The organism is Spiroplasma endosymbiont of Labia minor, assembly GCF_964019845.1.
GTDB lineage: Bacteria > Bacillota_I > Bacilli_A > Mycoplasmatales > Mycoplasmataceae.
In genome coordinates, this window is sequence record NZ_OZ026465.1 from 441,910 (window position 1) to 467,765 (window position 25,856).

The following is a 25,856-nucleotide window of genomic DNA, read 5'->3' on the forward strand; positions in this document are numbered from 1 at the left end:
TTTAGTGGTCTTTATACTAGAGAATTAATAAATCTTGGAGCCATGTAATTAATCACATTAATAATGGAATTGTAAACAATTCCATATGTAATAAATTCTAATAAATCACTTTCATTAATCTTTTTGTATTTAAATAATTTATTTATGTATTTAAACATCATTATGATATTTGGTATTGTGTTTGAAATAGTAAGTTGTTCGTATTTTATATTTTCTTTTATCATCGTAATATATTCATCATCACTTAGTTTTTTGTTGATAATTTTGAACAATCTATTTGTTTCATCTTTTATTATTTCATTAATTTTTTGTATTGCATATAATTGTTTATTTTTTATTTCTGTTTTGTCTATATCTTTTAAAACATCAATGAAGTATTCAACCACAACACAAAATCCGATTAAGTTTCCATAATAAATTAAAGGTGCTTCAAATTTTTTTAATATTTTCAAATTAGTTGCAAAAATTGCTCTTTTTTTATTTAAAAAATTTTTATAGTTTTCAATTTGTGGAATAAGTTTTGCATAATTATCTATAGTGTAATTATTTTCAGCAAAATAATTAAAGCCATCTGAAAATTTAAGTGTGAATTTTTTTAGTTTAACTATTCACTTATTCATTTGTTTTGTTCAAAAAGGATTAATGCGTTTTAAATAATTTGTGTCGTCTTGATTTAATTTTTTAAAATGATGAAAAATATCCATAATTGTCCCCTTTATATATGTCAATATAGTAACATATTTTAAAAATAGATATAATAAAATTAGAAAAAAGAGGTAAAAATGAAGTATTTCAGTTCAAGCCAATTGATAAAAATCGCTGAATATTTTGACGCCGCAAAAGATCAAATTTTTTTATATATAAAAAATTTAGATGAAGAACTTGCAGAATTCAATTTAAATACAAGACCGACTAGATTTTTATTAAATCAATTATCTAATATGCAATTTGTAGAAGAGTGATTAGATTTTTCAAATAATTATGATGAGTTGAAAAAAGATTTTCCTAAAATTATTAATTTGATTTTTTCTATAATTGATATTGAGCAAGATATTAATTTATATAGAATTTATAGTAATTATTATCATGTTGATGTTTTGATTACTATGTTGGATTTATGAAATAAAATCGCTTTTGATAATTTGAAAATAAATAAAGATCCATTAACTTTAAATGAAATATCCAAAATGATTAGAAAAAATATTTGAATAGATTTATCTGAATTTCAACAATTAGCTGCCAATTTCAATTTTCAAAATAAAAAAGAAAATAAATTGATAAAACAAATTATAAAAATTTATAATTTACAATCAATAGAAAATGCAATGTTAGTTTTAATTCAACTATTTGAACAAAATCATCCAATGACTTTTAAGAATTTATATTCAAGAGAAGAGCAATCAATGATTTTGGCTGCATATTATTTATTGATAAAACAATTTACTTTAATTTCATTTGTAAATTATTGAGCCAATAAAAAGCCATTGAATATAAATTATTCATCGTATATTAACGATTTAATAAGAGATGATGAACTACACGGTTTAAATGTTGTTTTATCAACTGATGATTTGAATTCTTTAAAACGATATTTGGAATTATATAAAAATAAAACTATTGTATAATATTCAAGATCAAAATTTATATATAATCTACAATTTTATAATAATTTTGTCATTAAAAAACAATTAGAAATTGATATAAATTTTTCTAAAAAAGTTAAAATTTAAAATGCAAGATTAAAAAATAAAATTATAAAAACATCTAAATTTAAAATGATAATTTTAAAAAAATTATTGTAATTTGATTCATAAGTTGGCGGAAATTATAATTTTAGTATTAAAATAATTGTTTCAGAATTATATTATCTGACATAGAAAGAAATAAAACTATATGAAAACTTTATTAAACTTGTTATCTATATCGGCAATTTCTCTTGGAGCTGTTTCTCCAATAATTAATAATTCAACTACTCAATCAGACAAAAATTTAAGCAACTATATAACCCAGACAGCTTTTTTAATGATATGATAGAATGAGATGTTAGTAAAGATGTTTATAATAATGAAGTTACATTAGATAACATGCAAAATCAGTTCAATTCCTTAATCGCAACTTCTCATTCGCTAGAGCAACATAATTTTAAACTGGTCGATGGAGACTTAAATACGACACAACGCGACAATCCATACGGTCAAGGAGATCCTGGTACTGCTACACTTCATCCATTTATAGATTCATTCATAAATAATTTTTGAGACATTCAGTCCCGCAACTCCGGCCGTTATGCAAAGGTGTGGGGTTTTTAAAAAGAAAATTATATATATCAAAACTACCTTAATTGGTAGTTTTTTATATTTTCAGATATTTATAAAGAAATGGAGGTTTAATTTTTTAAAAATTTAATATTATTTGTCTATTAAAATGCTTAAAACTTATCTAAAAATAGGAGTGTGAAATGTTTAAACAACAAAAATTTAAAGTTGATCAAGATTTAGAATATAAAAAATTTGATCAAATTAATTTAGATTCAAAAATAACAAAAAATATAGGTCTTTATATATGAGGAAAACCAGGAGTTGGGAAAACTACTTTTTTAAATAAATTCAAGAAAGACATTCATAGTAGGAATAATTCGTTAAATAAAGATTATGAATTAAATCCTAATAAATATGTAATTGAAAGTAATGGAATTAAATATTCATATATGCCAAAAATGTTAAATGTTCATTTTTGCAATATGCAACAATTGGTTTCTGATTTTAAATGAAATTGAAATAGAGATAAAGATGAATCTAAAAAAACAAATAAGATACCAAATTTTGTTAAAGCAGATGTTCTATTAATTGATGATTTGGGCGCTGAACACGCGCATTCATCAACTTATGAATATATTTATGAATTATTCAATAAACGTTTTGACTATATACAAAAAAATAAAGATAAAAAAATGTATACATTAATTTCATCCAATTTTTCAATCCAAGAGTTAACTGAAAAATACATTAGATGTTTTGATGACATTAATGCTGAAAGATTAATATCTAGAATTTCTGGATTAATTAATTATGAAATCAATTTTATTGGTATAGATAAAAGATGAAATGAAATCAAAACAGATAAAGAAATAGATACAGAAGAATTGGAATTTGATTAAAAATATAGAAGGATTCTGATAATGAATAAATCAATTATTAAGGCACAAACTAATGAAGATATTAGAATTAAAGACAAAATTGCTCATCAGATTACTTTAGATGAATATGATGAATTAAATAGTAAGAATGAACTGGAGTTTGAATAATGGTAAAAAATGAGCATTATCTTTGATTGAAGAATTCTATTTGTAAAAATTATAGTTTTGAAGTTATTTTAAATGCAATAAATTATTTAAAAAATGACATTCAAGCAAAAATCAATATTAATGAAAATAAAAAAATTGATATAAAAGAATTTCATAATATTGAAAATAAAACTGATTTAAGTAGGAATCATTTTCATATTTTAATAACAATTTTTTTAGATAATACAATTATTGATATTAAATATGTGATAAACAATTATTTTAAAAAATAAAGGAGTATTTATATGACTAAAAATGAATTAGAAAGTATTTGTAAAATTAAAGTTAATATTTCTAAAGCAATAAAAGATGTAGAAGCAAAACAAGAAGAAAAATATTCAGATTGACTGATATCTAACTTAAATAATGCATAAAACAATTTCACCTTTAACATGACCTGGTGGTAAATCTAAGCAATGAAATTTGATTAAGAGTTATTTTCCAGAAAATGTTAAAAATTTAACATATGTTGAAGTATTTTTTGGTGGAGGTAGTGTAGGTTTAAATTGCTTAAAAAATAATTTATTTGATAAATATATATTCAATGATATAGATTCAGATTTAATTAGTTTCTGAATTTCTATGTGCGATTTAGTACCTCTAAATCCAAAAAAATATTTTCCAGAAAATATTTTTTATCCATTAGCGAATTTATCTTGTTTGAAAAATATAATTAATGATAATTCAATAAAATTTGCAGCTAAGTATGTTATGAATAACAATTTAACTTTTAATGGAAATTCATGAGGAACTTGAACTCAAAAAAGATTAGAACAAAATTGGAATTTAAATAAAAAGAACAAAATTATTGAATGCTCTAATTTACTTTCTGAAAATAAAGAGAAAATAGATTTTTGATCTAGTCATTATGTAGACGTATTTTCAGATACAATTACATGAAAATGTTTTTATTATTTGGATCCTCCATATTTTGCTAATAACGGTAAGCCCTATAAATATAGATTTAAAAGTGATGATTGAATAGATTTCATTTCTTGATTGCAAAAAATAACAGAAGTGGGTAATAAGTTTTTACTTAGTATTGATGATTGTGAAGAAACAAGAAAAATGTTTAAAAATTTTAACATTTATGAGCAACAATGATTTTATTCAAGTTCAAGCTCAAGAAAAAGTGATAATAAATCTTGCAAAATAGGCAAGGAATTATTAATTGCAAATTATGAAGTTAATTCTTAATGATAGAAAGAAAGAATTATGGCAAGAGAAATAATAGAAACAAAATATTTATGTGAACATAAATATTCATATAATTTTTGTGATAAACCAGTAGTAAAATCAGAAAATTACAAAATAGAAAATGAAAACATAGATAAATATTGTATAAAACATTTGCAAGAATTGTGTAAAGAACACAAATGAGAATTTTCACATAAAAGCGTTTGCATTGATTGAGGCGGTGACGATTATTCTGACAGCTATGATTTAACAGAGATTTATAAATGTATTAAATGTGATAAAAGAGATGGACGATATTTGATTGGTATAGATTTAACAATGTTGGAAGAATATTTTGATGATAATCCAGAGGAATTTATTAATTTAGTAAATAAAATAAACGGTGACAGAGATGAGTAAACAATTAAAAATTAAACAAGAATTTTTGGACTATATAAAAAACGGTATCAAAGATTTTGAAATTAGAAAAGAAGGTTACTATGATGGAGAAATTGATTTAGTAGTTTTTGAAAAAAGTAAATATTGTTTAGAGATGGAAAGTCACATGTTTGCAATGACTGTGGAAAATGATTCAGAAATTAATAACTATAAAACATGATTAAAATTTTAGAATTATTCGGTGGCATCGGTTCACCTAGAAAAGCTTTAGAAAATTTAGGTATTAATGTTAAAACTATTGACTATGTTGAATGATGAGATCACGCTGTAAAAACTTATAATTTATTATTTGATAATAATTATAATTCTCAAGATGTAAAAACGTGAAATATGTTTGTAGATATTTGTATTCATGGTTCACCGTGTCAGGATTTTTCTGTTGCAGGTAAAAATGATTTATCAAGTGGTAGATCTATACTTTACAAAAGAACATTAGAAATTATTAAAAAAGAATTGCATCCAAAACCTAAATTTGTAATTTGAGAAAACGTTAAGGGATTACTATCTAAGAAAAATTATCCCCATTTTCAACATTACTTAAATACAATGGAAGAAATTGGTTATAGAAATTATTATAAAATTCTAAATTCTAAAGATTTTGGTATTCCGCAATCTAGAAATAGAGTATTTGTTGTCTCTGTTAGAAGTGATTTAAATTTTCAATTTGATTTTGATAATTTAAAAACAACAGAAATGTTAGCATTAAAAAATTTTTTAGATAAAGATGTTGACATTTCTTATTACATAACTCAAAAATCAATGACAAAGGCAATTGAAAATGGCAGAATAAAAATAATTGATAATATTGTTGAGACAATTACTACAAAACAAATGCGTTGAAATAATTCAGGTGCAGTTAAAATCCCATTAAGAAATTATCTAAGTTATCAAAATATTCTTAATCCTGAAAACGGTGTAGCTCCAACTTTGACTTCTAATCACGGCGAAACACCATTCAAGGTGGCAATTAAATTAAAAAGTAATTTTGAATTTAATGAGAGTGGTTATGCAAAAATTTCATTGGGATCAAAAGAATTTAATTCAACTGATTTTATTCATAATATCGAAAATGAAATGCACACTATTGGCTCAAATTCGGCAAATAATAGAGTAGCTATACCGATTAAGAATACAAGAACTGGAAAATATGAAATAAATACAAATGACTTTAAACAAGAAAGCAATGTTTTCATGACAAATAATAAAAATACATATATTGATACCTTAACTACAAATAAAAAAAGTTGCAAAATAGCAACTCCTATATTAATGGTTAATGAAAATTATGATTACAGAATGTCAGATGGTTCAAAAAGGCCAATAGGCAAAATTAATAAGGAAGGTAATATCACTATTCCGTTATCAAATAATCACACAGCAAACAAAATTGGTGTGAATGTTGTTACAACTTTAACTACACAAAATTCATCTGCAAAAATTGCCGAGTTAATACTAGAAAAACCAATTCCTGGCGTACCAATTTTTATAATAGATGGAAAACCATATCATTTAAGAATTTTAACACAACGTGAGTGTTGAAGATTAATGGGTTGAAAAGATATAGATATTGATAAAATTATACATTTACCAAAAACACATTTATATCACATGGCCGGTAATGCAATTGTAATACCTGTTTTAGAAGTAATTTTTAAATCAATAGTGGAATATTTAGAAAACAAACAAAATTATGAGCAAAACTAATGAATTTAGAATAATATCTCAAGAAGAAAAACTGCGAGATAAAGATCATGTAGAAACTCCTAAATGAGTGGTGCAAGACATGTATAAAAGAATTAATATTAATAAATATAAAAATATTTGATTACCATTTAATCATTTAGAATCAGAGTTTCGACAAGAGGCATTAGCTAATAAATTGCATTATGATGCAACACATATTTTTGATGATTTACAAAATGATTTTTTTAGAATTAATCCGCCAGATAATTGTGACTTGATTATTTCAAACCCACCGTTTTCGATTCAAAATAAAATATTAGAACGTTTATTTAATTTAAATATACCATTTGCTATGTTACTTCCTTTAAGAAGTTTAGAGACCGCACCACGTGGTGAGTTATTTGAAAAACATAGAAATAAAATTCAAGTCTTAATATTTAAAAAACGTATTAAATTCAAAGGCTGCACAACTTCTTTTAATCAAGGATGTATTTGATTAACTTATAAATTAAATTTACCAGGCGGTGATATTCAATGGATATAGAAAATAATATATGTCAATTATGCAATCAACTAAAAATATTTAGATTTTTTAAAGAAGCAAATTTATTTTTATGTGATGAATGTTATTTGTATTTATTAAATTCACCAATGAATTCAATAATTTATAAATGCGAAATATGCAAAGTATGTATTGAATCACCTAATTTTTATATTAAAAATGAATATATATGTTGTTATGAATGCAGTATAGAAAGTAGTCAATAATGAAAAAGAATAAGGCAATATCGATTATAGTTATTTGTGCATTTTTAATGTTATTATGCATAATTGGAATAACATTAATATGAGTTTTTTTAGAATTGAAAGATAAATTTTGAACTATAATTTTAAATATTTTTATAACATTATTTTTTTTGGAAATATTATCAATATCGTTTACCATAATGATGCATAAAATAAATGTTATTTATTAAGATATTTAATATAATTTACAATAATTTTACTAATTTTAATCACTTTTTTATTATATAAATTTTCAGTTCCATTTTTTGTAAGAGCATTATTAATATTTGTATATATTTCAAATTGTCTATAATAAATAATTTCACAATCATATGTAATCCATATTTTATCTGCGATTTTTAAACCAAAGTTTGTATTCAAAAGTGGATATCTAAATATTAAAAATGCGGAAAATATTGATGTGAAAAAGAAAACTCACATATCATCAAAATTTGCAATTTTCAATAGTAATAAAAATTTATTGAATATTGCAATAAAGGTTAATATTAGAGCAATTGAAATTGTAGCCGATAAAATTAGAATACCAAAAATTGATATTAGGCATAGTACAAAATATTTCATTTTTAGAATATTGTAATTAATCTTTTCTTTAGTTTTCTCTTTTTTATCATTATTTTTCTTCTTTTCTTGTTTAACCATAGTTACTCCTAACTAAAATTTATTATACAACCAAATATAAAAAGAATAGAAAGAAGGTATTTCATGAATAAACTAGTTATTCTAGAATCATCAAACAAAATAAAAAAAGTATCAACTTATTTAAATAAATTAAATGATGGTAATCAATATATTGTTAAAGCTTCCGTTGGACATGTTCGTGAATTAGCACAAAGTGGAATTTATAATATAGGTATTGATTTTAATACCGTTGAACCAAATTTCATAATTTCAAAAGATAAAAATAGTGTTGTAAATGAATTAAAAACACTAGCAAAACAAGTTGATTAAATTATTTTAGCAACTGATCCAGATCGAGAAGGAGAAGTTATTGCTTGACACTTAAATCAAATTCTAAAATCATATTGTAATAATTTTGCAAGATTAAAATTGAATGCAATCAAGCAAGAAGAAATAAAAAAACAAGTTAATAAATTAACAGAAATTGATAGCAACTATGTCAATGCAGGATTATCTAGAAGTTATTTAGACAAAACAACAGGTTTTATTCTGTCAAAAATTTTACAAGATCAAACTGTGGGAATTTCTGCTGGTCGTGTGCAATCATCTGTTTTGAAACTATTGTGTGATAGAGAAAAAGATATTAAAAATTTTGTTAAAGAAGAGTGATATATTTTAAAATCAAATCTTGGTGATGTTGATTTCAAAAATGTTGAATATATAGATGAAAAATATGAGGTCAAAAAATATAAATCATTAAATGATGCACTGCAAATCAAAAATCAATTAGGTGCAAATTATATTGTCAAAGACATAGTTAAAAAAGAATTTAAAGATAAGGCATTTATAAATTTTACAACTTCAGACTATTTGCAAAGTGCTAAAACTAAATTGAAATTAAAAGTAAAACAAGCAACTGAAATTGCACAATCATTATTCGAAAAAGGTTTGATAACATACATTAGAACTGATTCAACAAAATTGGATGAAGAAACTGAGAGACAATTATTAAATTATGTCTCTCTTAAATTTGGTCAAGAAAATGTAACTGACAAGATATCTACAAGAAAAGAAAAAGATACAGATCAAGAGGGGCACCCCCCAATTACACCGACTCATTTTGAATGAGAACCTTACAATATTCAAAATCATGTTACTGATGTTTTAACAAGTAATGAAATTTCAGTATATAAAATGATTTGACAAAACACAATAAATTCAGCAATTAAAGTACCAAATGGTTTTAAAACAAATTATGTATTAGAAAACAACAGTTACCTATTTAATGGTGAAACTAAAGAGTATGAATACTTAGGCTATTTCTTATTTGATAAAACCTTAGATGTAAATGTAAAACAAATTATGAATTGAAATTTGCATGATAATGTTCAATTACCATCAGTTCAAGCAATACTGCAAAATACTAATCCGAAATCTAGATTTAACGAAGCTACTTTAATTAAAGAGTTAGAAAGATTAGGTATTGGTAGACCTTCAACGTATAAAACCTCGGTTGAAGTTAACTTAAAAAGAAATTATGTTGAAATTGATAAAAAAGATGCAATGTATGTAACAGCATTAGGATTTAAAGTATCTAATTTTTTGGAACAAAATTTTAGTGATTTTATAAATTTAGAATTTACAAAACATATGGAAGAAACTTTAGATGATATAGCTAAAGACAAAATTGATCATAAAGTTTATATAAAAAACTATTTTAATAGTTTAAAAAATAAGGGAGAAAAATATATGGTAGATCAAATTAAATGTCCAAAATGTCAAACTGGATATATAAGACAAGTAAAAAATAAGGAAGGAAAGGATTTAGGCTTTAAATCTTGCAGTAACTGACCAAATTGTGATTATAATGATAAGCCACAAGTTGACATAAATACCTTACCAAAATGTGAAAATTGTGATGGCAGAATTCAAACTATCGAATATACAAATAAAGATGGAATTAAAGTTTCATTTAAAAAATGTACAACAGAAAACTGTAAATGAGTACCTGGTGCAATTCAAAAATGTACTTTATGTAATGAAGGTTGATTAATAAATCGTACTGGTAAAAAAGGTGCTTTTATAGCATGTAATAATTATCCTAAATGTAAATTTGTAGGTTAGAAATATGGCAAATAAAATTTATTATGGAATAACTAATTGTGGTCATGCAAAATTTGATATTGCAAAGAAGATGCGTGAATTAAATTATAAACAATACAGTAAGTTTGAAAATTCAATGATACATTGCTATTTTTGTGGAGTATATGTAAATTGAAAACCGATTGAGGAGTAAAAGTATGCTACCTGTACAATTAACATCAACTAAGGTTGAGAAATTTAAAAGACCAAAAATTAGTAAATGTACAAAATTTGAAAAAGAAATAAAAACTAAAATGAATAAATTATCTAAGTATATGATTAATGATGATTATTTTAAAATTAAATATTTCAGTTTTAGTTTGAAAAGTTCGCCGTTTGAAAATGATAATTCCATTTTATATATTGGATTTACTATAAGCGTTCCGAATTTAAATAAAATACTTGAGTCTTGACAAACAATGCATTTAAAGGAATTACCAGCAGGATTTAAAAACGATTCAACAGCTTGAACCATTTTTACATTAAATGAAATGTTAAATCCAAAATTAAAAGAAAATTTGAATGAAGAAATTCCAATGTTATAAATTAAATTTAAAGGAGAATACTATGGAAAAATACAAGATTTATAAACGTTTATGCAAACCGTTTAATCAAAAATTTGATAATTCTAATCAAAGTATTTTTGTGTTACCAAAATCAATTATTAAATATGATAAATATGGTAAAAAATCAGTAATTATAAAATTAAATGATAAAACATATATTTCAATGCCAAAAACATTTATAGATCAATCTAAATTTGACAATAATGATTTCTTATTAAAATTATCACAAACATATACTTTTCATAGCTATAATATGACTCCTTCAAAAGAAAATAAAAAACAAAGAAAAGTTAAATTAACAGATAAACTGGGCGTTACTTTTCAATTGGAATTTCAACGTTTACATGAAATATATCAAAAAATTAAATATGAAACATTAAATGCAGATAATGAGAAATATTTAGATTATATGAAATTTTTAATTGAACAAAAAACTAAATTTAGTTTATCAGTAATGAAATTCATTGAAAAAAATTATATTAATCTAGGTTCTGAATTAGAATCAGAACTTTTATCAAATAATCATGAACATTATATATTCAAAGATGATCCACCAAATATTATAGATAATAATTGAGATTGAGAATTCTAATAATTAAATAGAAAGTAAAAATGTTCAAACTATATATTTAAAACCGTAATTTAATGTGATTACGGATTTTTTGCGTTAAATTGAAAAATAATAAACGTTTTTCAGTTACCTAATAGTAATTCAAAAGATTTCAAAAGATTTCAAAAGAGATTAAAAGAACCGTGGTATAATTTTCGTGTTTATATTACATAGAAAGTATTTTAATTGTGAAGAAGAAAAGTAAAAGTCAAAAACTAAGAAAAAAGAAAAAGAAATTAAACAGTTTAATCAATAATGAAAATAATTTGATTAAAAAATATACTATTGATTCTTTAGATGAATTATTTAATATCATAATTTCAAAAATAAAAGAATATGATGTTCTTGCTAAAATGCCGGAAATTGCAAATAATTTATATGATAATTTAATGGAAATGTTAAATGAAGATGAAATGATTTATGACGATTTTATAAAAAGTGAAATTTGAAATTCTAAAAATGCAGTTGGTATACCAAATCCAGAAAAAAATTCTAGACAAGAAATTGATCAATACATAAAAGTGAATAATGCTAATATTAATTCAGAAAAATCAAAAGCAAAGAAAATAACTGATGTTTTTTCAAAAGAAATTATTGAATTTGATGATATTTCTAAATTATTTGTAACAAATTATCTATATTATGGTGATATTTTTTACCTTGATGATGAATTAACAATGAATAATTTTGAGAAAGAATTCCTTATAAAAAATGATATTTATAAAGAGCTAGATTTAATTAAAAAATATGTAGAATGAGCAAAAATAACGAATAATTAATTGTTTTACTATGTTATACTATTTTCAGATAAGCAAAGCATTTAAACAGACAAGGTCTCTGTTTTGGCTTTGTTTTTTTGTGTTTAAATGTTTTTTGCAGAAAGGAAGATAAATTGCCTAGAAATAAACAAAATTCAAATGTCATTTTTAAAATTAAGTTTAATGATTATCATCAAGATGATAAATCAAAACGTGCAAGAGATAAATTTTATAAAAAAGGTGGTAAATTAGATTACATCTTAAGATCTGATGCAGTTTTTAATTTAGATTTATCTAAAGAACAATTATCAGAATTACAATTATTGCAATTAAAAGATAAAGAATTATATTTGCAAAGAATTGAAGAATTAAAAAATGATACTTCAATTAAAAGAAATACGGGTTTATATGGGAAAAATGGTGTTTATTCACAAGTTGAACTAGCTAAATTATATGAAACTCATAAAAATTTAAATGATGATCAATTATTATGAGATGGTGTCATTTCTTTTTCCAAAAATTTTGCAAAAGAAAACAACATTTTTCATCCAGAAGATATGCAAAAATTGATTAATAAAAATATTAAAAAAATGTTAATTGCAAACGATATGGATCCAAATAAATTTGAGTGATTTTATTCTATGCACACAGATACTAAAAATCCGCATTTTCATGTTGGTATAGTTGAAAAAGAACCCTCAAAGGTTGTTATAGATTTAGATAAAGATGGTAAACCAATCAGAAATAAATATCAAAAGATAAAAACTCATTTAGAATGAACAAGAAAAGGTAAATTTTCAGATGAATCAATGAAAGATTTAAGACTTAATATTCAAAGAAATGTTGTTGAAAGAAATTATGATTATGAACCATATAATTTTGCAAGAAAAGAATTACGTGATAAATTAAATGAATTTAATATCAATGAACAATGAAATAGTTTTAAACAGGTTGTTTTAGATTTAAAAGAAGCAACCACAAGTACGTCTGTTAAATTTGAAAATATCATTATGTATTTTGCAGATAAATTTAAAAATATAACACGCAATGGTGAACAAAATTTGACTAAAAAAGATTTTAGTTATGGTTCAAAGCATGTAACAGATGCAGAAAGAGAAATGTTAGATGATTTAGCAATGTCTTTTATTAAATCAAATAACGAATTAAATGAAAAATGAATTAATTTCAGCAAATTAAATAATGCAAGAGCAGTTATGTCATTTAAATCCACAGTAGAAAAAGAAGATGCAGATTTAATAGATATTACATCGTTAACAAATGATGATATTTTTAGAGGAAAAAATAATTTTGATGTAAATAATCCAATTGATAAATTAAAACTAGAATTATTAAATTATAAAAATGAGCATATTAAATCAAAAAATGCAGATAATAAATGACAAGGTGTATTACCTGCATTTGCAAATAAAATTATTGCAGCAATAATTAGACAAATTAATTCAAAAAATTTTAATGATAGAAAAGGTGAATCTAGTTCAACTTGAAATCCAACTAAGACAGATGGTAAATCAGGCATTACTAAAAAAAATGATAAATTTGTTTTTTTAATGAATAAAATTATTGATAAAGAAAAATATCAAGCAAATAAAAGATTTAAAAAGATACTACAAACAAAACAAAAATTGGAAGATGAATTTAATCAAAAATTAAAACATAACAAGGAGAGAGAAATCTAAATGAATACACAAAATTTAATTACCATATTTGGCACGATATTATTAATTATCATAATTGTATTTTCAACTTATGCTTTTAGAATTAAAAGAAATTTCAAGAGAAATGATATTTTAGAAGATACTATAAATAAAAAATTAAAAAGAAAATGATTAGTATATACAATTATTTCTTGTTCTAGTTCGGTAATATTGATAATTTTAATGTTAGTTTTATATTTAGTTTAAAATGAAATTATTTAAAAAGCCATTCTGAACTAAAGAACGAAAAATTTGATTAAAAATATTTTTATGAATATCTGTGATTGTAATACCTATATGCTCATTTATTCTGTATTTTCTTTTAGCTTTTATCTTTGATTGAAAAATACTTGTTAATAATTTTAAATTAGTTTTTAAAAATGATATTAGATATTTATTTATATCAATTGCAATTATTATTATTTCATGAATATTGTTTTGTGGTTACTGAATAATTTTCAAAACCAAAAAACACGATCAATACATTAAAAAAACAGATAGAGATGATTATGGTGGTGCCAAATGATTAAAAAATGATTTAAATACAGATGAGCAAGAACCAATTGATAAATATTTAAAGCATTTTATTGTTAAACCAGTAAAACCATTTTGACTAACAGCTACAGAAGGTACAAAAGATAAAAAACTAGTTATGCATGGAGCTGATGTTAGAGATGCTGTACATAATTTAGTATTAGGTGCGACGGGTTCTGGTAAGGGGCAAAAACTAGTTATGCCAAATGCTGTTGGCAATGCCAGAATTAAAGAAGTTTATGATGATAAAGGCAATTTAACAAATTGTAAACCGGCAATGCTATTTACAGATCCAAAAGGTGAACTAAAAGCTAATTTAGCTGGTGAACTTGTAAGAAATGGCTATGAAGTTTTAACTTTAAATTTACGTGATACAGATGAATCATCATATTGAAATCCACTAAAAAATACTTATGATTACTGAATAAAAGGATTGGACTGAGAAAAAGATAATATTGATTCAGAGAAATTTATAGCTTATGATTTATTAGAAAAATATGTCATTGAACATAAAATGTTATGCAATATTCATAAAGAAACTCATTGTTTTGAATGTTTAAACGGATTTAAAGAATTTAGACAAGAAGAATTACAAGTTTTAATTAATAAATTAGATAACATTAATGATGATATGGAAATTGAAAATGATGAAAGAGATAAAAAAACTGCAGAAATTCAAGAGCAGATTAATAAATTTAATGACTGAATTATTTTATATTTTTCTAAAATTGAAAATATTTGATTTGTTTCAACAGAACAAAAAGATATAACCATTTTTAATAAAATAGAAAAATATAAAAATGAAGCATATGAAGAAATTACAGATATTACTGATACTATCTTGGATTGTGGTGAGGATACCAAAAACAAGAATTTTTATGAAACGGCAAAAGGTTTAATGTCTGGAATGATCAAAGTCATGCTAGATATTATTGAAGTTAATCGAGATATTTTGCCTTTAGAAAAATTTAATTTACCAACAATTACCAAATTAATGGCCAATGAAAAAATGTTAAAAATATGATGAAAAAATTATGCAAAAAACGGTCGTGAACTAAATGATGCATGAACATCAGCATCTAAAGTTATTGATCAAAGTGAAAAGCAAGCACCAATGTATTTTTCAATAATATCAACTGCGTTACAGATATTTGAGTCAAGACCGTTAAGAAAAGTTTTATGTACACCAAAAAAAAGAGCAAATATTTTAGATTTATTTAATTTTGTAACAAAAGAGAAACCAAAAGCTATTTTTATTATCTTACCTGATGAGAAAAAAGATAAACATCCATTAGCGGCGTTATTTGTTGCTCAACTTTATAAAGCCAATGCATTTATAGCTTCACAAAATGTTAAAACCAAAGGAAGAGATGAACTAGACAGAGATATGCTGTGATTTTTAGATGAATTTGGTAATATGCCAGCAATCCCTAATTTTGACACTTATTTAACGGTTTCACATTCTAGAAGGATGTTTTTTATGTTATTTTTACAAGATTTATCACAATTAAATCTTAAATATGATAAAGCACAAACAGCAATTAAATCTAACTGTCTTTTATGAACTTATTTAAAGTCAAACTCAAGAGAAGATTTAAAAACAGTGTCTGATTTAATTGGTGATGAAACGATATTAACCGCATCACATAATACCAATGCTAAGATGAATGAAAATAAAGCTTGAACTTTAACTTCAAAAAAATTAATTAATGAAACTAACTTAAAATTATTGCCATTATCATATAGTGTTATTTTGTATTATGTTTCAAATCCATCGATTTGTAAAATGGAGTATGCTTATAATTTTGAAAAATTCTTAAATTTAAAAGCTAATTTTAGAGAAGAAAATAGACTACAGCGATTTGATTATGAACAAGATCATTATTTTAATTTATTTAGTATTGATTTTGATAAGCTAATTGAAAATAAGGCAAATGAAAACGATAATTTAGAATCAAGTAATGATGTTGAATTAGAAACATTAGATGATAATGACTTTGATATTCTAGAATTTGATGATATTGATTCAGAGGAAAAACAATTAGAAACTGAAATAGACATCGCAAAAAAAGAGTTAGAGTTAAGAAATAAAATTATCGAAATATCTAAATCTGAATCAAGAATGACAACTTTAGAAAAAGAAAGATATCGTGATTTAGTGCACCAGTTAGTAGAAATTACAACTAAAAAAACAAAACTGACATTTTTAACAAAGTATAAAAAAGAAAAATAGAAAGAAAGATTATATGCGTAGTATTAATTTAAAATATAACGGTAAATCAACTGAATTAAATATCAAAATTATTGCAAAAGAACTAGATGATGGTATATATTTTGATTTTGAAAATGAAGAAAAATTGATAGAATTTAAATCCAAATTAATTGATAATCTTGTAAAGTGTGATTACAAAATTTATAATAAAAATATTAGAGAACTAGCTAAGAAATTGGAGTTGGAAATTGTGACTAAAAAATGTGAAGAGCGTATTGAAGAAGCAGTTAAAGAATTTAAGCAAAAATTAGATTTATATGAAAAAGCACTTGAAAAACTTGGTGTGAATATAAATGATTTAGCTAAAGAACACAGTAATGATTTAAATACAGAAATGGAATTTGACTAATGGCTAAAATAGAAATAGAAATTAATATTCCATTAAATGGTAAAATTTTTAATTTTGTAGATAAACAATCCAGAGAAAATTTAATGAAAGAAATAGAAAAATTTGATGGTGATTCAAGAATTAAAATAATGAAAGATATAACTAATTTATTGCAAAATTCATTTAAACAAATTAATGTTGATTTAGAAAAAATAAAGTAATTCGATTTTTAAATGTTATACTAATTGTAGATAAGCAAAGCATTTAAACAGACAAAGTCTCTGTTTTGGCTTTGTTTTTTTGTGTTTAAATGCTACTTATCATGTATAGATAAGGAGAAATAAAAATTTTGAATTCATATAATAAAAAGATGATTAATTCTGCAAATGGTAAACTTAGTGAATTAAGTGATTTAATAGAAGGATCATTTGCTGTAAAAGTTAGTATAACCAAAAAAGATAAATATGATTGCAAAATTGCCAAATATTGAAATAGCAAAAATTATGAAGAATTTACTGTAGATAATTTTCTTTTAAAAGAAAATTTTGATGCAAAATTGCCAAAATATATTGTTTATTCTAACGATGATAGTATTTTTGGTAAATTTTATTCGGATGATGAAATTAGTTTGGCATTAAAAAAGGAATATGAACAAGTGCAAGAAATGGAGATGGATTAATTGTGGCAGAATTAAAACTAAATTATAATTTAAAATTTATAAACCAAAATATTAAACCATTTGACAGTTCAGATGGTGAAGTTGATTTTTCACCGATGGTTACTTTAATTAAAGGAATAGGTTTATCAGTTTTAAGTGCTGTATTATCTGTTGCCTTATTATATTTAATCTTTTTAATAGTTAGAGTTGGTTTTCGAATAGCTCATGCAGCAGCAGAAGGTGACACGGAAGGTAAAGCAAAAGCAGTTAAAGATTTATTGTGAATCATTTTTGGTTTTGTGATTATTATGACAGCAACTGTCGTTGCCGGTGTTTTTGGAGGTATTTTTATTAATGACTACAATTCAAATTCTTAAAAAGGAGATGCTTTAGATGGGTGCAATTATAGGTGTATTTTATGATATTATTTGGGGTGTTCTAATTAAAGGCCCATTATTGATTATTTCTATTGCAGATAATATTGTTAAATACTTAAGTAGCGGTATTACATTTGATTTACTCTTTGGTGGTAAAGAAAATGTGTCAATTGATCATATACCATTTCAATTTTGATTATTTGCTTTATTGGCACTATTTTTTGGTGTGTTATTATTTGTGATAAATTATTTAGTTCTATTATTTAAAGATGAATTAGCTGTCAAAGAAAGAATTATTAAATCCTTAAAATCAACGGTAATGGCTATTTCATTTACTTTTATTATTCCATTTGCTTTTATATTAGGTATGTATTTAGTAGAATTTTTTCAAAAGGGAATTGATTTGGCATTAGGTGGTCATAGTGCTAATTTGGCGGATACTTTATATAATTTAGGTAATCCCAATTGAGATGGAACATCAGATAACATTCCATCAGATTATAGTGCACCAGGAAACATCAAAGATTATAATATGTTTATTCAAATTTTGGGTGTTGCATTTATGATTTATATAATTGTGATGTTATTACTTGGTTTAGTCAAAATGGTTTGTGATTTGTTTTTCTTATTTATTATTTCACCATTGATTTGTGTTACTATGATTTCAGATAATGGTCAACGTTTAAAAACTTGAAATGACATGGTAATTTCTAAAATGGCAGCTAATTTAGGTGCATTATTGGGGTATGGATGTTTTGCTATTTTTATTATTAAATTTAATGGTGTAGCACAAGAAAAATTTAATTGAGCAGAAAGAACTTTATTAATGTTAGCATTTATTGCTGGTGGTGGTATGTTTGCTTTAAATGCACCACAAATGATGGCTTCATTTATTGGTGAAGCTGTTGGAACTAATGAAGGTAGAGCAATGTTAGCATCATTTGGTCATGTCAAAGGCATGGCATTTACCGGGTTAGGTTTTATGGCAACCGCATTAGGTTTAAAGAAAAAAGCAATGGGTGGAGGATTAGCAAACGCCAAACGTGGTGGTATGTTTTCTAAATTTAGAGGTAATTCAGCAGGTGGACAAAATCAAGTTTACGATGATCAAATTCAACCTAATTCAACGCCAGTTACAGCACCAGATAAAGGTTTATCTGAAAGTATGGCAAGAGCTAAAAACGCTCGTATGAGAAGAACTGGTATACCAGGATACATTGGCAAATTAACTCGTGCTGGTGTGATTGGTGGTCATGCAGTTAAATCGATATTTTCTAAACGTTCGTGATCAAATGCAGGAACTGTTATTAAAAATGCAGCATCAACTGCAGCAAGTGTGATAGTTGGCAATACAGCAGGTATTGTGAAAGAACGAAAATTGAGAAGTGATGAGATGTCTAAATATACATTTACCACACATAATGAAAATTATAAGGAGAAAACAAATTATTTAGAAAAACAAATTATTTTAAATAGAAATACAGGTAATACTTACAAAGCTATTAAACTTGAACAGAAATTAAATAAAATGAATAATATTGAAAATAACAATTATTTAAAACGTGATATAAAAAATCAGATAATATCTGAAAAATTAACAAGAAAAAATAATGAGAGAATAGATAAAAACCATAAAAAAACAAAAGCAAAATAGATAGAAATATCTATTTTTTTGTTTTATAATGTACATGTACGTAAAATACAATGGGATGGTATATTTATGGGAATAGCAGATTCATCAATAGGAAGACTCCTAGGATTATTAACACCAGAAGAAAAAGAATACAACAAAAAAATAGACGAAGCACAAAAAAAAATAAATAAGGCGAAAAAAATGTTTTCAAATGAGCGAAATGATTATGATGCATTAGTTAAATATGATCAATGATTATCCTCATTTGATCCAGAAATAATTTCTGAACATTTAAAAAACGAAATGAGTAATGATAAATTTGTAGCTGATTCAATAATGAACAGTGCTATGTCAAGAATGAAAAATTTAAGAAATAGACAACTAAATATAAAAAGTGATGAAATTAATTTGAATAATGATAATGAAAATCAATTAAATCTTGAAATTCAAATTAAAGAAAAAGAACTTGAATTATTAAAATTAAAAGCACAACTTAATAGAAATATTGAGAAATAATGTGGTAAATTTTCCCTAGGGAAATTATTCACTTGGTTTAAACATTAAATGATATGTGTAGAATGGAATTAGAGATTATGAATTTAAATCAATTAAGTATAGACGTGTGAAATAAAGCAGTAAATTGTGACTGTGGTGATGAACCTCAAGATAGTAGTTGAGATCATAAACTATGTGGTATTTGTGAGAAAATTATGGTTTGAAATGCGCATGAAAGCGAAAAAACACAAAAAAATTCAAAGTATAGATGAAATATTGATCATATAAGACCGTTGTCTAAAGGTGGAAAAAATAATATTGGTAATTTACATGCTGTTCATGTAGAATGTAATCAAAATAAGGCAGATAAATAGAAAAATATTATGAGGATAATATGTATGATAATTGATACAAGTAAGATTAGACTTTGAGGAAAAAATCCAAGATACACTAATTTTGAAAATATAAATTTTAAAGAAATTGGAAAGGAAGATTTTTCTATTGATTCTTTAAAAAAAACGTTTACTGATAATTATGAAAATAATAAATTTAATTATTTTAAAAATTTATTTAAAAATTCAAAGTCAATAGACAGAATGCTAGAATTAATTGAAAGTATTTCAGAAGGGTTTAATCCAAATATAGATGAAATATTAGTTACGAGAAGCAAATTTTTGACTGATAATGGAATATCTAAAAATATAATGTACGTATTGGAAGGAAATAGAAGGATAACTTGCATAAACCTATTGCTGAATTATGATAATGCAAGAAATTGACTTAAAGAAAATATAACTGAAAGAGAATATAATAAATTTAAAATTGTATTTGATAAATTTGATAATTCTATTAATTCAAATTTAGAAGAAATAGAAGTTAAATATTATGACACTATAAACAATTTGAATGATGAAATATGAAAAACTTTAAATACAAGACACTTTGGAAATAGAAAAGGTAAAATGAATTGACCGCGAGGTTTAGTTTTAGAGTCAATTTACAAAAAAGTATGCGAAATAAGAAAAGATATAAATCTTCAAAATAATTCAGAAATGAGTGATGAAGATTTTTTATATATGAAAAAGAAGTTAGAAAACTTTACAGGCAAAACTATTAATACTTTTGATTGAAAAGCATCATTGTTCATAAATAAAGTGATAGCAATTTATAATAAAAAGAATCCAAATAATATAATCATATTTTCAGAAACAAATGAGGAGGGGGCAGAAAAAGATGATAACGTAATAGATGAGAAGAATTCGTTAAATAATGACAATTTAGATTCTTTTTTTTCTGTATCATCTTTAGAATTATCAATGGATACTATTAAAATTTTAGATAGCTTTGGCAATAATATTTCATTATCAAAATATATTGATTTAAATATTGATATCAAAAGGTGGACTATAACATCAAATTTAGAGAATCAAATTTTTGAAGAATTATTGTCTTATATAGTTGAGTTAATAAAATTAAAAAAATTAAATACTAGAAGATTAGATTTAGACTATGTAAATGAAATCATGGCCTTAGTTAGTGTCGTTAAGGTTAGCGATATACCAGCGGTAATAGGCTCTAATCGTAAATATGTGAAGTACGAAAATATTAGTTTTAATCTTTTGAGTAAACCTTATGACGAAATGATAAAAAAAATAGAATTCAGTAATGATTCAAGAATTTGTGAAATTCAAAAAAATGTTTTAAGAAAAATATACGATGGTGTTATTCCTACTTATCAAAAAATATTGCAGAGACATCAACATGGCTTACTTTTTTTAAAAGAAGCTAAAAATCAATTTGAATACGCATTAGTTAATTTATGAGAAATTGAAATTACTTCCTTAATAAAAAATAATGCAAATAATAAAATTGAAGAAATACCAATAATATTTTTTTCTGCTTTATTAAGAATGACCTCTGAAATTTTATTTGCCTGAATCATAGCTAATAATTATTCCGATAGAAGCGAAATTTTAGAGTCAATAAGAGAAGAAATAAAAAAATTAAACGCAAGAAATGCTACTTATTTTAAAAATAAAATTATAAATCATTTAGATGAAACAGGTGAAAGTTGAAAAGAGCATTTGACAAACTTATTGTTATTTGAGAAAAAAACTTGTGAATCTAAAGCAACATATGATTCAATTTTATTAGTTCATAAACAAAAAAATATTGTTAAAGAATTTATAAATGATATCGCAATTATAGATATTGATAATAATTATGAAAATTTTATTAATGATGTAGATGAATTTTTAACTTGAGTAAATAAAAATTCTAATATTGGTGGTAAAAGAGATATAATGAATGAAATTATACATAAACCTCATTTAATTAAAAAAATTCATGATAATAATAATACTGAATTTGATGATTTTTCAGAAGAATTGCTTTTCTGATCCGAAAAAATTCTGAATTTTGTTGATATGATTATGAATTACCGAGGATAATACATGTTTTTTATTATTTGCTGGCTAATTATATTTAATTAAATATCGTAATATCAGTAATTTTTTTTATTTATACTAAATATTAGCTATAATAAAAATGAGGTGATAAAATGAATAATTCAATTAATGAAACTGTAATTTTAGAAAAATTCGATTCTAATCAAAAAATAAGTGAGCAAACATTGAAATCAACAGATACTTGAAAAAAACATTCTCGTATGTGAGGTGATAAAATGCACAGAATTTGCTCTTATGTTGCAATGTTTCCGCCAACATTGGCAAATTACTTTATTGATAAATATTCAAATGAAGGCGATGTCGTGTTGGATACATTCTCAGGTAGAGGTACAACTTTATTAGAATCAAGAATTTTAAACAGAATTACTTATGCAATTGATTTAAATCCTTTTGCATATATTCTTTCAAAATCAAAAGCTCAAAGTTATCAATTACAGGATGTTGTTAATAGAATTAACACATGGGAATATTCATTTTATCAAAATGACAAAAAAATAAAAATAGATCAATCTATGCGAGTATTTTATAGTAAAAGGAATTTAATTCAGCTTTCATTCATTAAAAATAATTATGGTGATAAATGGCGAGAATTAGATGAAATTGATAATTTCATTTTATCTATAACATTAGGATTAATGCACGGACCAGCAAGAAAAAATCAGGATACAATGTATTTTTCATTAAGTATGAGCAATTGTATTTCAATGTCTAGTAATTATGTAAAAAATTATGCTAGAAATAAAAAATTAAAATATCCAAAGGATAATATTTTTCAAAAAATACGTAATCGAGCTATTGAAATTTTACAAAAATCAGATAGTAATAAAAATGATAATTTCGCTCATGTATATTTTGGAAATTCGCTTGAAATAGAAAATTATATGGATAATGTAAAACCTAATTTAATTTTTACATCTCCGCCATATTTGAATATCGTAAATTATACTAAACAAAATTGAATTAAAATGTGATTATTAGGATTTGATACAAATAAAAAAAATAAGAGTTTAAAATTAGATGATTATCACAATATAAATGAATACATTAATTTTATGCATAATTATTTAAATGCTGTTTTAAATATTATGAATGAAAATACAACATTAGCCTTAGTTATAGGAGACGTTCAAAAAAATGACAAAATATATTCTTTTAGTCAAATGTGAGATGAAAATCTTAAATATAGACTGAATGATTTGATTTTAAATGAAATATATACTGATGAAATAAATCAAAATAAAAAAGCAACCAATTCTATGGGTAAAAAGGCAGGCAAAGCAACTAGAATTGATAAAATATACATATTTAAAAAAATAAATTTATAAAAAATGTTATACTATTTTTAGATAAGCAAAGCATTTAAACGGACAAAGTCTGTTTTGGCTTTGTTTTTTTGTGTTTAAATGCTTTCTTGTCAATTTATAGATAAGGAGAAATATAACTATGAGTAGTGAAACTCAATATAAAGCAAAATTAAAAGAATTAATAGAAAAGTATAAAAACTTAGTCTTTCAATTTTCGATACATGAAAATTGATATGAAATTAAAAATATTCATTTAGTTTTTTTGACAAATTTAGAAAAACTAAATTCAAGTAATGAAAATGATAAATTATCTATTACTGATTTGATGAGAATTAATGAATATAATTCAAGACAAACACAAAATAATAAGGACTCATTTTCAAAAATTTATACTGATTTAGTACAGTTAAAAAATTTGTGCCCATTTACTATTAAAAACACAATTTTAAAAGAAAATTATGAAAATAAAATTGATTATAAATGAGATGAAAAATTAAGACCAAAGAATCCATCTGATTTTGATGTGTTTTTAAATCAGAAAAGGCAAATTGAAAATGTACATATTAAATATAGACATGAAAATTTTGATAATATACATAATTTTAAATTGAAATGAGATAAGGAATTTAAGGATCAAGAAGACTTTAAATTCAAAGTAATTTTATATGATAATGAAAATATAATAGATGTAGACGCCGGAAAAATAGCGATTCCTTATGAAATCGTTGATAATGAAAATTACTGAAAAGAAAATAAAGAATTATATATGCAAGAAATTAAAGAACAAATAAAGAGTTTTTATGATAGAGAAAAAGATTTTCTATTGGAGTTTTAAAATGAGTAAATTTGTGAAAATTAAAAATCAGCAAAAATATTCATTATGCGAGCATTTAACTATAAATAATGTCAAAAATAACAGTATACATGAAATAAAAATAACTAATATAAATGTTTTGTTGAAGACTTGTGATAATTGCTATTTTGAATATTTTCATGATAATAAAATAAAAATAAAAAAACCCTTCAAGATATTAGGAGGATTCTAATGTGAATGATATTAAAAATAAATACTCTTTAATAGAAATTTTACAAAAATTAGAAAATGAATATAATATTAATTTCTGATTAAATCAATCATATTCAATTATAAATAAACAAGTTTATTTTATAAAAAATAATAAAGTAATTTTGAATCCAAAACCAATATATGTTGGTGAATCATTTACAGAATTAGAAAAATGAATACCTTCAGATGATGAAGTTTATAAGTATAGATATAGTAATTTTACTTTGGAAATGACATCAATTAAATTAAAGAAAATAAAACAAAAATTTTGAACAATTAATGTTTTAATTTATGTTTAGTGATAATTCATTTATATATTTAATTAAATTTTCTTTATTGCCTAAAATTATATTTTCATTTCTATAATAAACTGCTGACTCTCTATTTGTTGGATTATTATCAACATAATTTATTGTTTTTATGTAACCAAATTTTAAATTATAATTTTTATTTAGACCATCATTAAAATTTAATACATTAATTAATTGTTTACAACTTGATTGATCATATTTTCTAGTAAATGTAGGATGATCAACTCTTAATGAATGAAATTCTTTGCCATCAATTTTTCTGTCTCTTGCAAATTCATATTTATGTAATTTTCCACTTTTTAGTACAACATAAAAAATTAATGATTTAGAATTTATTTTAATTGAAAAAATTAAATCTATTAATGGATAATATTTATCGTATATATCATCATTTCTTTGTCAAATTATTGCAAAATCTAATTTCGTAAATAATTCTGATAATTCGATGACGGATTCTTTTAGAAATTCTTTTTGATTTTCTTGATATTCATTATTATTCTCTATTATTTCAATCTTTGTTCTTTTTGGCATTT

At 23.6% G+C, this 25,856-nt stretch carries 34 protein-coding genes; 31 read left to right on the forward strand and 3 right to left on the reverse strand.

Features of this window, described 5'->3' with window-relative positions; all coding sequences use genetic code 4:
• Nucleotides 1-11: 11 nt before the first annotated feature.
• The gene (locus AACK85_RS02265; protein ID WP_338970791.1) at nt 12-704 is read right to left on the reverse strand and encodes a hypothetical protein; all 693 of its coding nucleotides are present in this window, start codon (nt 702-704) and stop codon (nt 12-14) included.
• Nucleotides 705-782: 78 nt separating this feature from the next.
• Here AACK85_RS02265 and AACK85_RS02270 point away from each other — a divergent pair, with 78 nt between their 5' ends.
• The 11 genes from AACK85_RS02270 (at nt 783) to AACK85_RS02320 (ending at nt 7,205) form a co-directional block, all read left to right on the forward strand.
• Nucleotides 783-1,625 (forward strand): hypothetical protein, encoded by an 843-nt coding sequence (locus AACK85_RS02270; protein WP_338970794.1) that lies wholly within the window; start codon nt 783-785, stop codon nt 1,623-1,625.
• 402 nt (nt 1,626-2,027) lie between these two features.
• A complete protein-coding gene (locus AACK85_RS02275) occupies nt 2,028-2,309 on the forward strand; it encodes a hypothetical protein (protein WP_338970797.1) in 282 nt (93 codons plus the stop codon).
• A gap of 149 nt (nt 2,310-2,458) precedes the next feature.
• On the forward strand, nt 2,459-3,157 hold the full coding sequence (locus AACK85_RS02280; RefSeq protein WP_338970800.1) for a hypothetical protein: 699 nt from the start codon (nt 2,459-2,461) through the stop codon (nt 3,155-3,157).
• A gap of 21 nt (nt 3,158-3,178) precedes the next feature.
• On the forward strand, nt 3,179-3,304 hold the full coding sequence (locus AACK85_RS02285; RefSeq protein WP_338970802.1) for a hypothetical protein: 126 nt from the start codon (nt 3,179-3,181) through the stop codon (nt 3,302-3,304).
• Nucleotides 3,304-3,576, forward strand: a complete 273-nt coding sequence (locus tag AACK85_RS02290) for a hypothetical protein (protein ID WP_338970805.1) — start codon at nt 3,304-3,306, stop codon at nt 3,574-3,576. Before AACK85_RS02285 ends, AACK85_RS02290 begins: the two co-directional genes overlap by 1 nt.
• A 12-nt stretch (nt 3,577-3,588) precedes the next feature.
• A complete protein-coding gene (locus tag AACK85_RS02295; protein ID WP_338970808.1) occupies nt 3,589-3,717 on the forward strand; it encodes a hypothetical protein in 129 nt (42 codons plus the stop codon).
• A complete protein-coding gene (locus AACK85_RS02300; RefSeq protein WP_338970810.1) occupies nt 3,710-4,540 on the forward strand; it encodes a DNA adenine methylase in 831 nt (276 codons plus the stop codon). Before AACK85_RS02295 ends, AACK85_RS02300 begins: the two co-directional genes overlap by 8 nt.
• Nucleotides 4,541-4,558: 18 nt before the next feature.
• Nucleotides 4,559-4,939 carry a hypothetical protein gene (locus AACK85_RS02305; protein WP_338970813.1) on the forward strand — a complete coding sequence of 127 codons (381 nt, stop codon included), beginning with the start codon at nt 4,559-4,561 and terminating at the stop codon, nt 4,937-4,939.
• Nucleotides 4,932-5,150, forward strand: a complete 219-nt coding sequence (locus tag AACK85_RS02310) for a DUF3850 domain-containing protein (RefSeq protein ID WP_338970816.1) — start codon at nt 4,932-4,934, stop codon at nt 5,148-5,150. The genes AACK85_RS02305 and AACK85_RS02310 overlap by 8 nt, the downstream gene beginning before the upstream one ends.
• The gene (locus AACK85_RS02315) at nt 5,135-6,682 is read left to right on the forward strand and encodes a DNA cytosine methyltransferase (protein WP_338970817.1); all 1,548 of its coding nucleotides are present in this window, start codon (nt 5,135-5,137) and stop codon (nt 6,680-6,682) included. Before AACK85_RS02310 ends, AACK85_RS02315 begins: the two co-directional genes overlap by 16 nt.
• Nucleotides 6,669-7,205: a hypothetical protein gene (locus AACK85_RS02320; protein ID WP_338970819.1), complete on the forward strand. Its 537-nt coding sequence runs from the start codon at nt 6,669-6,671 to the stop codon at nt 7,203-7,205. The genes AACK85_RS02315 and AACK85_RS02320 overlap by 14 nt, the downstream gene beginning before the upstream one ends.
• 422 nt (nt 7,206-7,627) lie before the next feature.
• Here AACK85_RS02320 and AACK85_RS02325 read toward each other — a convergent pair whose 3' ends face one another.
• Nucleotides 7,628-8,107 carry a hypothetical protein gene (locus AACK85_RS02325; protein WP_338970822.1) on the reverse strand — a complete coding sequence of 160 codons (480 nt, stop codon included), beginning with the start codon at nt 8,105-8,107 and terminating at the stop codon, nt 7,628-7,630.
• A 63-nt stretch (nt 8,108-8,170) separates the two neighbouring features.
• Here AACK85_RS02325 and AACK85_RS02330 point away from each other — a divergent pair, with 63 nt between their 5' ends.
• The 20 genes from AACK85_RS02330 (at nt 8,171) to AACK85_RS02425 (ending at nt 25,311) form a co-directional block, all read left to right on the forward strand.
• Nucleotides 8,171-8,416 carry a toprim domain-containing protein gene (locus AACK85_RS02330; RefSeq protein ID WP_338970825.1) on the forward strand — a complete coding sequence of 82 codons (246 nt, stop codon included), beginning with the start codon at nt 8,171-8,173 and terminating at the stop codon, nt 8,414-8,416.
• A 99-nt stretch (nt 8,417-8,515) separates the two neighbouring features.
• Nucleotides 8,516-10,210, forward strand: a complete 1,695-nt coding sequence (locus AACK85_RS02335; RefSeq protein WP_338970828.1) for a DNA topoisomerase — start codon at nt 8,516-8,518, stop codon at nt 10,208-10,210.
• A 4-nt stretch (nt 10,211-10,214) separates the two neighbouring features.
• The gene (locus AACK85_RS02340) at nt 10,215-10,382 is read left to right on the forward strand and encodes a hypothetical protein (protein ID WP_338970831.1); all 168 of its coding nucleotides are present in this window, start codon (nt 10,215-10,217) and stop codon (nt 10,380-10,382) included.
• Nucleotides 10,383-10,386: 4 nt separating this feature from the next.
• Nucleotides 10,387-10,773 (forward strand): hypothetical protein, encoded by a 387-nt coding sequence (locus AACK85_RS02345; protein ID WP_338970833.1) that lies wholly within the window; start codon nt 10,387-10,389, stop codon nt 10,771-10,773.
• Nucleotides 10,774-10,795: 22 nt separating this feature from the next.
• Nucleotides 10,796-11,386 (forward strand): hypothetical protein, encoded by a 591-nt coding sequence (locus AACK85_RS02350; RefSeq protein ID WP_338970836.1) that lies wholly within the window; start codon nt 10,796-10,798, stop codon nt 11,384-11,386.
• 206 nt (nt 11,387-11,592) lie between these two features.
• Nucleotides 11,593-12,183: a hypothetical protein gene (locus tag AACK85_RS02355; protein WP_338970839.1), complete on the forward strand. Its 591-nt coding sequence runs from the start codon at nt 11,593-11,595 to the stop codon at nt 12,181-12,183.
• Between the two features lie 113 nt (nt 12,184-12,296).
• Entirely contained in the window at nt 12,297-13,859 is a 1,563-nt protein-coding gene (locus AACK85_RS02360) for a relaxase MobL (protein WP_338970842.1), read from the forward strand.
• A complete protein-coding gene (locus tag AACK85_RS02365) occupies nt 13,860-14,084 on the forward strand; it encodes a hypothetical protein (protein WP_338970844.1) in 225 nt (74 codons plus the stop codon).
• A gap of 1 nt (nt 14,085) precedes the next feature.
• Nucleotides 14,086-16,644, forward strand: a complete 2,559-nt coding sequence (locus tag AACK85_RS02370; RefSeq protein ID WP_338970846.1) for a type IV secretory system conjugative DNA transfer family protein — start codon at nt 14,086-14,088, stop codon at nt 16,642-16,644.
• A 13-nt stretch (nt 16,645-16,657) separates the two neighbouring features.
• A complete protein-coding gene (locus AACK85_RS02375) occupies nt 16,658-17,032 on the forward strand; it encodes a hypothetical protein (protein WP_338970848.1) in 375 nt (124 codons plus the stop codon).
• The gene (locus AACK85_RS02380) at nt 17,032-17,232 is read left to right on the forward strand and encodes a hypothetical protein (RefSeq protein ID WP_338970850.1); all 201 of its coding nucleotides are present in this window, start codon (nt 17,032-17,034) and stop codon (nt 17,230-17,232) included. The genes AACK85_RS02375 and AACK85_RS02380 overlap by 1 nt, the downstream gene beginning before the upstream one ends.
• A 128-nt stretch (nt 17,233-17,360) precedes the next feature.
• Nucleotides 17,361-17,690 carry a hypothetical protein gene (locus AACK85_RS02385; protein ID WP_338970852.1) on the forward strand — a complete coding sequence of 110 codons (330 nt, stop codon included), beginning with the start codon at nt 17,361-17,363 and terminating at the stop codon, nt 17,688-17,690.
• 2 nt (nt 17,691-17,692) lie between these two features.
• On the forward strand, nt 17,693-18,046 hold the full coding sequence (locus AACK85_RS02390) for a hypothetical protein (protein WP_338970855.1): 354 nt from the start codon (nt 17,693-17,695) through the stop codon (nt 18,044-18,046).
• Between the two features lie 16 nt (nt 18,047-18,062).
• Nucleotides 18,063-19,700, forward strand: coding sequence for an Mbov_0396 family ICE element transmembrane protein (locus AACK85_RS02395; protein WP_338970858.1), 1,638 nt, complete (start codon nt 18,063-18,065; stop codon nt 19,698-19,700).
• 66 nt (nt 19,701-19,766) lie between these two features.
• Nucleotides 19,767-20,195 (forward strand): hypothetical protein, encoded by a 429-nt coding sequence (locus AACK85_RS02400; protein WP_338970861.1) that lies wholly within the window; start codon nt 19,767-19,769, stop codon nt 20,193-20,195.
• A gap of 62 nt (nt 20,196-20,257) precedes the next feature.
• Nucleotides 20,258-20,548: an HNH endonuclease gene (locus tag AACK85_RS02405; protein WP_338970864.1), complete on the forward strand. Its 291-nt coding sequence runs from the start codon at nt 20,258-20,260 to the stop codon at nt 20,546-20,548.
• 24 nt (nt 20,549-20,572) lie between these two features.
• Entirely contained in the window at nt 20,573-22,624 is a 2,052-nt protein-coding gene (locus AACK85_RS02410) for a hypothetical protein (RefSeq protein ID WP_338970866.1), read from the forward strand.
• Between the two features lie 110 nt (nt 22,625-22,734).
• Complete coding sequence (locus AACK85_RS02415) at nt 22,735-23,967, forward strand: DNA methyltransferase (protein ID WP_338970869.1); 1,233 nt, start codon at nt 22,735-22,737, stop codon at nt 23,965-23,967.
• Between the two features lie 118 nt (nt 23,968-24,085).
• Nucleotides 24,086-24,781 (forward strand): hypothetical protein, encoded by a 696-nt coding sequence (locus AACK85_RS02420; RefSeq protein ID WP_338970872.1) that lies wholly within the window; start codon nt 24,086-24,088, stop codon nt 24,779-24,781.
• A 212-nt stretch (nt 24,782-24,993) separates the two neighbouring features.
• Nucleotides 24,994-25,311 (forward strand): hypothetical protein, encoded by a 318-nt coding sequence (locus AACK85_RS02425; RefSeq protein WP_338970875.1) that lies wholly within the window; start codon nt 24,994-24,996, stop codon nt 25,309-25,311.
• Here AACK85_RS02425 and AACK85_RS02430 read toward each other — a convergent pair.
• Entirely contained in the window at nt 25,297-25,854 is a 558-nt protein-coding gene (locus AACK85_RS02430; RefSeq protein WP_338970878.1) for a hypothetical protein, read from the reverse strand. The two genes, AACK85_RS02425 and AACK85_RS02430, sit on opposite strands and share 15 nt — an antisense overlap.
• Nucleotides 25,855-25,856: the final 2 nt, after the last annotated feature.